This is a genomic window from uncultured Paracoccus sp. (assembly GCF_947487305.1).
Classification (GTDB): Bacteria; Pseudomonadota; Alphaproteobacteria; order Rhodobacterales; family Rhodobacteraceae; genus Paracoccus.
On record NZ_CANKWH010000070.1, the window covers coordinates 1 to 902 of the forward strand.

1 protein-coding gene is annotated in these 902 nt (G+C 58.2%); it reads left to right on the forward strand.

What is annotated here, in order from left to right; translation table 11 throughout:
* Positions 1-363, forward strand: a 363-nt coding sequence (locus Q1A36_RS21285; RefSeq protein ID WP_299848174.1) for a hypothetical protein, incomplete at its 5' end; no start/stop codon positions are given.
* Between the last annotated feature and the right edge of the window lie 539 nt (positions 364-902).

The following is a 902-nucleotide window of genomic DNA, read 5'->3' on the forward strand; positions in this document are numbered from 1 at the left end:
AGCGCGACTGACAAGCTCGGCCCGCCGGTGAGCGCGAGGCCCGTCGTAAGCTACACCACGCCGCGGGACATCATCCCTTGGCGCGACGGCGCTCGGTGGCAACCAGCGACTTTTTTTGTACGTGAACCCCAGCCGGGACAGCAGGTTGGCGATGGAGGAGTGGTGCACATGCACCCCCTCGGCGTCAGCCAGCGCATCGCGCAACTCAGAGAGCGTGATGTCGGGGTCCTGTGCGACAAGCTCTTCAAGGAATGCCTCATGTGGGGCCAGCTTCCCCTGGCCGCGCGGCGGTCCCTGCGGGGCCGCTTCAGCATGACCTCTGGTCTTCACCTGGCGTGCCCATCGCGCTCCAGTTGCGGGTGACAGTTTCAGACGCAACGCCGCCGCGCGCCCACTTAACCCTTCTTCAACGTATCTCTGAAACCGCGTCCTCAGTGCTAATGGCAAAGGTGCTGACATGATCCATCCTCCCAAGCAGGAGGAATCACAGATCATATCTCAAGGGAATACCCCGCGATTCAGGTTCAAGCCTAAACGCTTTAAGCTACAGACCGCTTACCTCAACGCCACCTCAACCCTTGGCTGCAGTATTCGCGCGAGTGGTGCCGTCGAAAGTCGCTTGATGCCGTTGGATGGCGGATTGGGAATTGCGGGAAATCAAACCGTTATCGCATAAGGCGCTGAAATAATTCAATTTCCGATTTTCGCCTTTGATCGGCTCATAACCTGAAGGTCACAGGTTCAAATCCTGTCCCCGCAACCACTGAAATCTGAATGCCTCTCAAAACAGCGCCCTAAGGGGCGCTTTTTTGTTGTCCGACAGTCTGATCGGCCCCACTCGAGTGGTCCAGTTTGATTGTTAGCGCATGACCGGCGCACGGTCCATCGCGACGATGGTTTCC